The sequence below is a fragment of the Comamonas sp. B-9 genome (genome assembly GCF_000410635.1).
Taxonomy (GTDB): Bacteria; Pseudomonadota; Gammaproteobacteria; order Burkholderiales; family Burkholderiaceae_C; genus Comamonas.
The window spans coordinates 23,683-31,015 of sequence record NZ_KE148532.1 but is presented as its reverse complement, the minus strand read 5'-3'; the positions used below and the strand labels follow the sequence as shown (position 1 = coordinate 31,015).

The following is a 7,333-nucleotide window of genomic DNA, read 5'->3' as shown; positions in this document are numbered from 1 at the left end:
CCCTGGGCGCGGAGATCCCCGCCGATGTCACCCGCTTTGAGCGGGTGATCGAGGTGGTCAGTGCCGATGATGAGCAGGACCGGCAGCAGGCCAGGGCGCGCTGGCGCGCCTACGCCGCCATGGGCTATGCCATCGAGCGCCGCGATCTGGTGATGAAGTCGGAGGACTGAGCCATGACCGAGTCCAGAATCCCCCCCAAGTTTGTGCCCACCTTGACCGAGGAAGCCGCACAGGACGCCGCTGACGCGCTGCCCCAGGTGGTGCCCGGCGGGGTTGCTGCTGCAGCGCCTGACAGCACACCGCCTGGCCTGGATGTGCTGCGCCGGCGCCGCGATGCGGATGTGCCGGCCTCGGGCGCCTGGGCGCAGCCCGCTGCCGATATTGCCGACCTGCCCACCTACAGCGGCTGGGCGCAGCAGGCCGATGCAGCACTGCCCCTGGGCAGCGGCGCGCAAGCTGTTGCAGCCCCCAATCCCCCTGCAGCGGACAGCAACAGCCTTCCCAACATGGTGCAGGGCGTGGGCCCAGCGGCTGTCTTGCCGCCCGCAGGCGCTGGGGCGGTGGTGGATGACAGCGATGGCCAGGGCAACCCCGGCCTGGTGCAAAACGCGCTGGGCGGAGAGGGCATGGCCGTGTCGGATGCGACCAGCCACTTGGTCGAGTCCGCGGCCGAGACGGCGCAGGCGCTGGAAGACGCGATCACCCGCCGCGTCACCCGGCGTGTGCAAGAGACCTTGGACACGCGCCTGTCGGCAGCCGTGTTGAAGGTGGTGGAGCAGCAGACGGCCTTGCTGCAATCGTCGCTGCAGCTGGAGATTGACAGCACCATCCGCGAGGCAGTGGCCGATGCGGTGGCCCGCATTCTGCGCGAGAGCCAGAACCCGCCACGCTAGAGTCCATTTGCTTATCGGCTCATCTGCTTTTTGATGACAAAAAAGACCTGGTGAAATAACCGGCGGTTGTAAAGAACTAAAATTTCGTTCTTTGCGGCTGTCTGTCGCATCGCTTACAGTACGGCTATTCACGGTTTTTCGAGCGCCCGCCTCAAGCTGCAGGGCGCTTTCTTTATTCCAATGATTGAACTACGGGGTATCACCCAAACCTACCCGGGCAAAAACGGCCCGGTCCATGCGCTGCGCGGTGTTGATCTGAGCATTGCCGCTGGTGAAGTGTTTGGCATCATCGGACGCAGCGGTGCGGGCAAGAGCTCGCTGGTGCGCAATATCAACCTGCTCAACCGCCCGACCACCGGCCAGGTGGTGGTCAATGGCAAGGAGCTGACGGCGATGGACGATGCGCAGCTGCGTGCGGCGCGCCGTGAGATCGGCATGGTGTTCCAGCACTTCAACCTGCTGTCCTCGCGCACGGTGTTTGACAATGCCGCGCTGCCGCTGGAGCTGGCCGGCATGAGCAAGGCCGCCATCAAAAAGCGCGTGGACCCGCTCTTGGACCTGGTGGGCCTGGCTGCGCTGAGCGACCGCTACCCCGCGCAGCTGTCGGGCGGCCAAAAGCAGCGCGTGGGCATTGCCCGCGCGCTGACCAGCGAGCCCAAGGTGCTGCTGAGCGACGAGGCCACCTCGGCGCTGGACCCGGAAACCACGCGCTCGGTGCTGGCCCTGCTCAAGCAGATCAACAAGGACATGGGCCTGACCGTGGTGCTGATCACCCACCAGATGCAGGTGGTCAAGCAGATTGCCGACCGCGTGGCGGTGATGGAGGCTGGCAAGGTCGTCGAGATGGGCTCGGTCATCGATGTCTTCACCCGTCCCCAGCAACCCATCACCAAGAGCCTGATCGACGAGATCGTGCCCCAGGAGCTGCCTGCCAGCGTCATCGACCGGGTGCGCAGCCTCAATGGCGCGCTCTCCAGCGGCCAGGGCAAGCTGCTGCGCCTGTCCTATGCCGGCAATCTGGCCTACCAGCCCATTCTCTCGCGTCTGATCCGTGACTTTGGCCTGGATGTGAGCATCCTCAACGGCCAGGTCGATGAGATCCAGGACCAGACCTTTGGCTTCCTGGCGGTCTACGCCAGCGGCGATCTGGCCCAGCTCCATGCGGCTGTGGAAGCGCTGCGCGCCTCGGGCGTGATGGTGCAGGAAGTCAATACCGAGGCCTCGGCCGCTTAACACCCGCAAAGAGGTCATCGATGTTTGAGAATTTTTCTGAAATGATGCTGCAGCTGTTTGCCACGTCCTTGTGGGAAACGCTGATCATGGTCGGTATTTCTGGCGTGGCCGGCGCGCTGATCGGCATTCCGCTGGGCGTGTTCCTGCGCCTGACGGACCATGGCGGCATCCTGCAAAACGGCGCTGCCAACAAGATCGTCGGCTGGCTGGTGAATGCCGTGCGCTCCACGCCCTTCATCATCTTGCTGGTGGCTATCATCCCGTTTACCCGCTTTATCACCGGCTCGTCCATCGGCACGGCCGCAGCCATTGTGCCGCTGACCCTGGCCGCTGCGCCCTTCATTGCCCGCCTGGTCGAGACTTCGCTGCGCGAAGTGGACCATGGCCTCGTCGAAGCGGCGCAAGCCATGGGCGCAACCTCCTGGCAAATCGTCTGGAAGGTGCTGCTGCCCGAGGCGCTGCCTGGCATTGTTGCGGGCCTTACCATCAGCTTTGTCTCGCTGACTGGCTACTCGGCGATGGCCGGTGCCATTGGCGGCGGCGGTCTGGGCGATCTGGGTATCCGCTATGGCTACCAGCGCTTTTTGCCAGACATCATGCTGGCGGTGGTGGTCATCCTGATCATCTTTGTGCAGCTGGTGCAAAGCCTGGGTGACTGGGCCGTGCGCCGCCTGAGCCACAAATAATCCGCTGCCTCAAGCAGCCGCCAAAGCCCATGTGCCCTGCCCATGGGCTTTTTGCATGGGCCAGAGGCGGCTGTCACCCAAGGGCATTGCGCGCTCTGGGCTCTGCCTACAATGGCGCATTGCCCACGCCTTGGAGACTGCCATGAATGCCGCCTTGCCCACTGCCACCGCACATGCCTTGCCACTGCAGGCGCTGGACCCCGCGCAATGGCTGCGGGCCAAGCCCTTGCTCGACGAGAACTGGATCCACGCCCACCCGGTGCTGGCGCGGGCCTTGCCGGTGGTGCTGGCCCGCGATGTGGGCCAGGACTGGCACAAGGCAGGCACCTTTCGCCACCATCTGCTGGGGGTGACGCGGACCTTGCAGCTGTGGCAGCAGCCGGAAGATGTCAAGCTGCTGGGCCTGCTGCACAGCGTCTACGGCAATGCCTTTGTGGACCTGGTCAAGTTCGATGCCAGCAGCGAGCGCAGCCAGCTGGCCGCCCTGGTGGGCGAGCCTGCCGAGCAGCTGGTCTACGAGTTCTGCATTCTCTCGCGCGCCCAGTTTGTGCAGAAGGTGCTGGCTGGCGCCATCGAGCCCGATGGCGCCGTGCTGCTGGACCACCAGGGCGCGCCGCGCAGGGTCGAGCCCTATACCGTGGCGGCCTTCATCATCGTCAGCATGGCCGACACCATCGAGCAGTGGTTCAGCTGGCAGGACGATATCTTCTCCAGCTTTCCGCAGGTGCCCCAGCGCCCGCAAAAGGCGCACTGGATGGCATCGCTCTGGCCCGGCCCGATGCGCCCCAGCGGCCGCATGCTGTCGCAGATTGCCAGCCTGGGCCTGGCCTTGCAGCACCCGGCCTTGCAGGGCCTGCTGCCCACGCCGCCGGTGTTTGCCAACTGCAGCCAGGGCCTGAGCCCATCGGCCGATGCGGCGGCCGCGTCGCTCTACTGGTCGGTGATCCAGCAGGACCAGCCGCTCACGGACCTGGATGTGGCCACCGGCGTGCTGGAGCAGGCCGTGCAGCTCAACCCCTGGGTGGGCGAGCCGCAGATGGTGCTGGCCCAGCTTTACCTCAGCGCCGGGCGCGAGGCCGATGCGCTGGCCGCTGCCGACAGCGCGCTGCAGTGTTTCAGCCAATGGGGCAATGCCTGGGACAAGCGCGTGCAATGGGATGCCTGGGTCGCCTGGACCCGCATCCTGCAGCAGCATGCCAGGAACGGCAACTGGCCCGAGCGCCTCGACAAGCTCAACAACGTCGCACTACGGCCGGAGTAAACGCGCCCCGGCAGCGGCCGGCGGGTTGTAAGCAAATGGCAAAAAGTTCTTTGTTGCGTTGCAAAATCGGGCGTACAGTTCGGTATCGCATTTGAAAAGGTATCGCTCCCGTGCAAAAACGTACATTGCTGCAATCCGTGCTGGCCCTGGCTTTGGCCGCCGGTGTCTCTGGCGCCGCAGTCGCACAAGACAAGGAAATCAAGATCGGTGTGACCGCCGGCCCGCATGGCCAGATCATGGAGCAGGTCAAGAAGATCGCCGAAAAAGACGGGCTGAAGATCAAGGTCATCGAGTTCAGCGACTACATCCAGCCCAATGCCGCGCTGCAGTCCGGTGAGCTCGATGCCAACAGCTACCAGCACAAGCCCTATCTGGATGCCCAGATCAAGGACCGGGGCTACAAGTTTGTGGCCGCCGCCGACACCGTCAATTTCCCGATCGGCATCTACTCCAAGAAGATCAAGAAAATCGAGGAGTTGAAGGAAGGCGCGCGCTTTGGCCTGCCCAATGACCCGACCAATGGTGGCCGCGTATTGCTGCTACTGCAGGCCAATGGACTGATCAAGTTGAAAGACAGCGCCGGTCTCAAGGCCACGCCGCTGGATGTGGTCGAGAACCCCAAGAAGCTGCGCTTTGTCGAGCTGGACGCCGCCCAGCTGCCGCGTTCGCTCGATGACCTGGACGCCGCTGCGATCAACACCAACTTCGCGATCTCGGCGGGCCTGAACCCCAAGTCCGACGCGATTGTGGTCGAAAACGCCAAGAACCCCTATGTGAACATCCTGGTGATCCGCGAAGCGGACAAGAACCAGCCCTGGGTGGCCAAGCTGGTCAAGGCCTACCACAGCGAGGAGATTCGCAAGTTTGTCGACACCCAGTTCAAGGGTGCGGTGATGCCCGGCTTCTAAGCGACTCTAGGCACAACAAAAAGCCTCGCGGTTTAGGACTGCGAGGCTTTTGCTTTTGAGGGGATCGGCTTCACCGCTTTAACTGCGTACCGGTTTAGCCTTGGCGCGTTTGCTGCCGGGCACCACGGCCTGGGTCGCTTCTGCCGGCAGCGGCTCGACCTTGACGATGGCCAGCGACATATTGTCCCCCGAGCCCGAGGCGCGCATGCGGGCGCGCTCGATCAGGAACTGGCTGGCTTCACGTGGCGAGAGCAGGCGGGTGATCGAAGAGAGCTCGTCGGGTGAGAAGTAGTGCCAGATGCCATCGCTGCAGGCCAGGAGCACATCGCCTTGCTTGAGCATGGGGATGCGGTGGTGGATCAAGGGCGGGTCATCGGCCGTACCCAGGCAGTGCAGCAAGATATTCGATTGCGGGTGGTAGCGCGCTTCTTCCAGCGTGATCTGGCCCTGGTCGACCAGGGTTTGCACATAGGAGTGGTCACTGGTCTGGTAGAGCAGCTGCCCATCGCGGAAATGGTAGATGCGCGAATCGCCCGAATGCACCCAGGCGCAGGCGCTGTTGGGCAAGATCAAAAAGGCCGCAATGGTGCTGTGGGGCTCTTGCTCGGCGGCAATGGCCACCAGGCGGATCAGCAAATGGGCTTCGCGCACCAGATTGCCCAGCATTTCTTCGGCGTTGTCGGTCTCTGGCGAGTAGCGCTCGAACACCTGCTTGGCCGTCAGCATCACCTGGTCCGATGCCGCACGCCCGCCGCTGCGCCCGCCCATGCCATCGGCCACCACGGCCAGCACGCAGCCCTTGGCGCGCGGGTGGGCGAGCATGATGACCTGGTCCTGCTGGTAGGGCCGGTCGCCTTTGTGGAGGCCGGTAGCGGCAGAGAGGCGGTAGCTGGTGCTCATGCGCGAGGGGTGCTGGGCAAGTGGGGTGGCGAAGGGGGAATCATAGAGCAGATTGCTCGGCAGGCCGCCAAAGCATGCCGGGTGATGCTGCCAACCGATGTTTGTATACCAACGCCAGGGGCGTTGCGGGGCAGTGCGCGGGGGCGGGGCGCTGAACGCGCTAGACTGCCATGCCCCCGAAACTCGTCTTTTTTGATGCCTTTGTCCGTCGCCATTGCTAGCGATATTGCCCCTGATGCCCCGCTGCGCCTGCGTCCGCAGCAGGAGCAGATGATCGCGGCCATCGAGGCGGCCTGGGGCCAGGGCCAGCGGGTGGCGATCGAGGCGCCTACCGGCACGGGCAAGACCTATGCCTATCTGATAGCGGCCTTGGCGCGCCAGGAGCGCTTTGTGGTCAGTACTGCGACGCGGGCGCTGCAGGACCAGCTGGTGGACCGCGACATTCCGGCACTGCTGGCGCACCAGGGCCTGCAGCGCAAGGTGGCCGTGCTCAAGGGGCGGGAGAACTATGTCTGCCTGCAGGGCCTGGAGCAGGCGCGCAGCAAGCTGCAAGGCCGGCATGCCGGTGCACTGGCCCAGGTGGAGCGCTGGGCGCAAAGCACCCAGGGCGGCGATCTGTCCGAGCTGGACGATATCAGCCATCTGCCCAGCCTCGTGCCGCACATCACCGCCAGCCATGACGAATGCCTGGGCCAGCGCTGCAGCCACTTTGAGCGCTGCTTCTCCAACCAGGCCCGGGCCCGCGCCGCGCAGGCCGATATTCTGGTGATCAACCACCATCTGTTTTTCAGCGAACTGCGCCACCGCCAGATGCTGGGCGTGAACCACGGCTTTGTGCCGCTGGCGCAAACCATGGTGATGGACGAGGCCCACCAGCTGCAGGCCATTGGCCTCAAAGTGCTGGCCAAGGGCCTGAATGTGGGTGATATGCGCGACTACCTGCAGACCGTGGAGCGCGAGACCGGTCTGCATGCGCGCGGCTTTGCACCCTGGCAAGCCCTGCTGCAGCAGGTGCAGCAGGCCCTGGTGCAGTGGATGGAGGCCGAGCAGCGCTTGCTGGGCCCCGCCGATGCACCCACCGATGCGGCAAGCCGCTCCACAAGCCTCCAGGCGCTGGTCAACCTGCACAACCTGCTATCGGCCCTGGTCGCCGCCTTGCAAGGGGTGGCCGGCAGTGCGGCCGCAGTGGCCCAGCTGGCAGGCCAGGGCGATGTGATGCTGCAGGCCTTGCGCCAGTGGGCCCAGGGCGCTGGGCAGGGCCGGGTGCGCTGGTGGGATTCCCCCGGTTTTGTGCGCGCGGGCCAGGGGGGCGACCTGCAGGCCCATGGGCGCTATGCCTGGCGCCAGGGCTTTCGCGAATCTCCCCTGTGGCTGTGGCAGGCGCTGCAGACGCTGGGCCCCCAGGTGCAGGCCAGCAGCTGGCTGGGGCAGGGGGTGCAGCGCTGGCTGTTT

Annotated in this window: 8 protein-coding genes; 7 read left to right on the top strand and 1 reads right to left on the bottom strand. The window is 64.8% G+C overall.

The genetic code is table 11. The annotated features are described in order from the left end of the window. The 6 genes from H928_RS33070 to H928_RS0106840 form a co-directional block, all read left to right on the top strand. Positions 1–170, top strand: a 170-nt coding sequence (locus H928_RS33070; protein WP_239644901.1) for a DNA polymerase III subunit chi, incomplete at its 5' end; no start/stop codon positions are given. A gap of 3 nt (positions 171–173) precedes the next feature. Beyond that, positions 174–893, top strand: coding sequence for a hypothetical protein (locus H928_RS0106860; protein WP_021025824.1), 720 nt, complete (start codon positions 174–176; stop codon positions 891–893). Between the two features lie 180 nt (positions 894–1,073). Then, complete coding sequence (locus tag H928_RS0106855; protein ID WP_021025823.1) at positions 1,074–2,126, top strand: methionine ABC transporter ATP-binding protein; 1,053 nt, start codon at positions 1,074–1,076, stop codon at positions 2,124–2,126. 20 nt (positions 2,127–2,146) lie between these two features. Beyond that, on the top strand, positions 2,147–2,812 hold the full coding sequence (locus H928_RS0106850; RefSeq protein ID WP_021025822.1) for a methionine ABC transporter permease: 666 nt from the start codon (positions 2,147–2,149) through the stop codon (positions 2,810–2,812). 142 nt (positions 2,813–2,954) lie between these two features. Beyond that, positions 2,955–4,073, top strand: a complete 1,119-nt coding sequence (locus H928_RS0106845) for a DUF6817 domain-containing protein (protein ID WP_021025821.1) — start codon at positions 2,955–2,957, stop codon at positions 4,071–4,073. A 110-nt stretch (positions 4,074–4,183) separates the two neighbouring features. Beyond that, entirely contained in the window at positions 4,184–4,981 is a 798-nt protein-coding gene (locus tag H928_RS0106840; RefSeq protein WP_027010639.1) for a MetQ/NlpA family ABC transporter substrate-binding protein, read from the top strand. Between the two features lie 78 nt (positions 4,982–5,059). On the opposite strand, the gene H928_RS0106835 is transcribed toward H928_RS0106840, so the two are convergent. Further along, the gene (locus H928_RS0106835; protein ID WP_021025819.1) at positions 5,060–5,881 is read right to left on the bottom strand and encodes a PP2C family serine/threonine-protein phosphatase; all 822 of its coding nucleotides are present in this window, start codon (positions 5,879–5,881) and stop codon (positions 5,060–5,062) included. Between the two features lie 195 nt (positions 5,882–6,076). On the opposite strand from H928_RS0106835, the gene H928_RS30060 reads away from it, so the two are divergent. After that, positions 6,077–7,333: ATP-dependent DNA helicase (locus H928_RS30060; RefSeq protein WP_158400490.1), on the top strand; the 1,257-nt coding region annotated here is incomplete at its 3' end.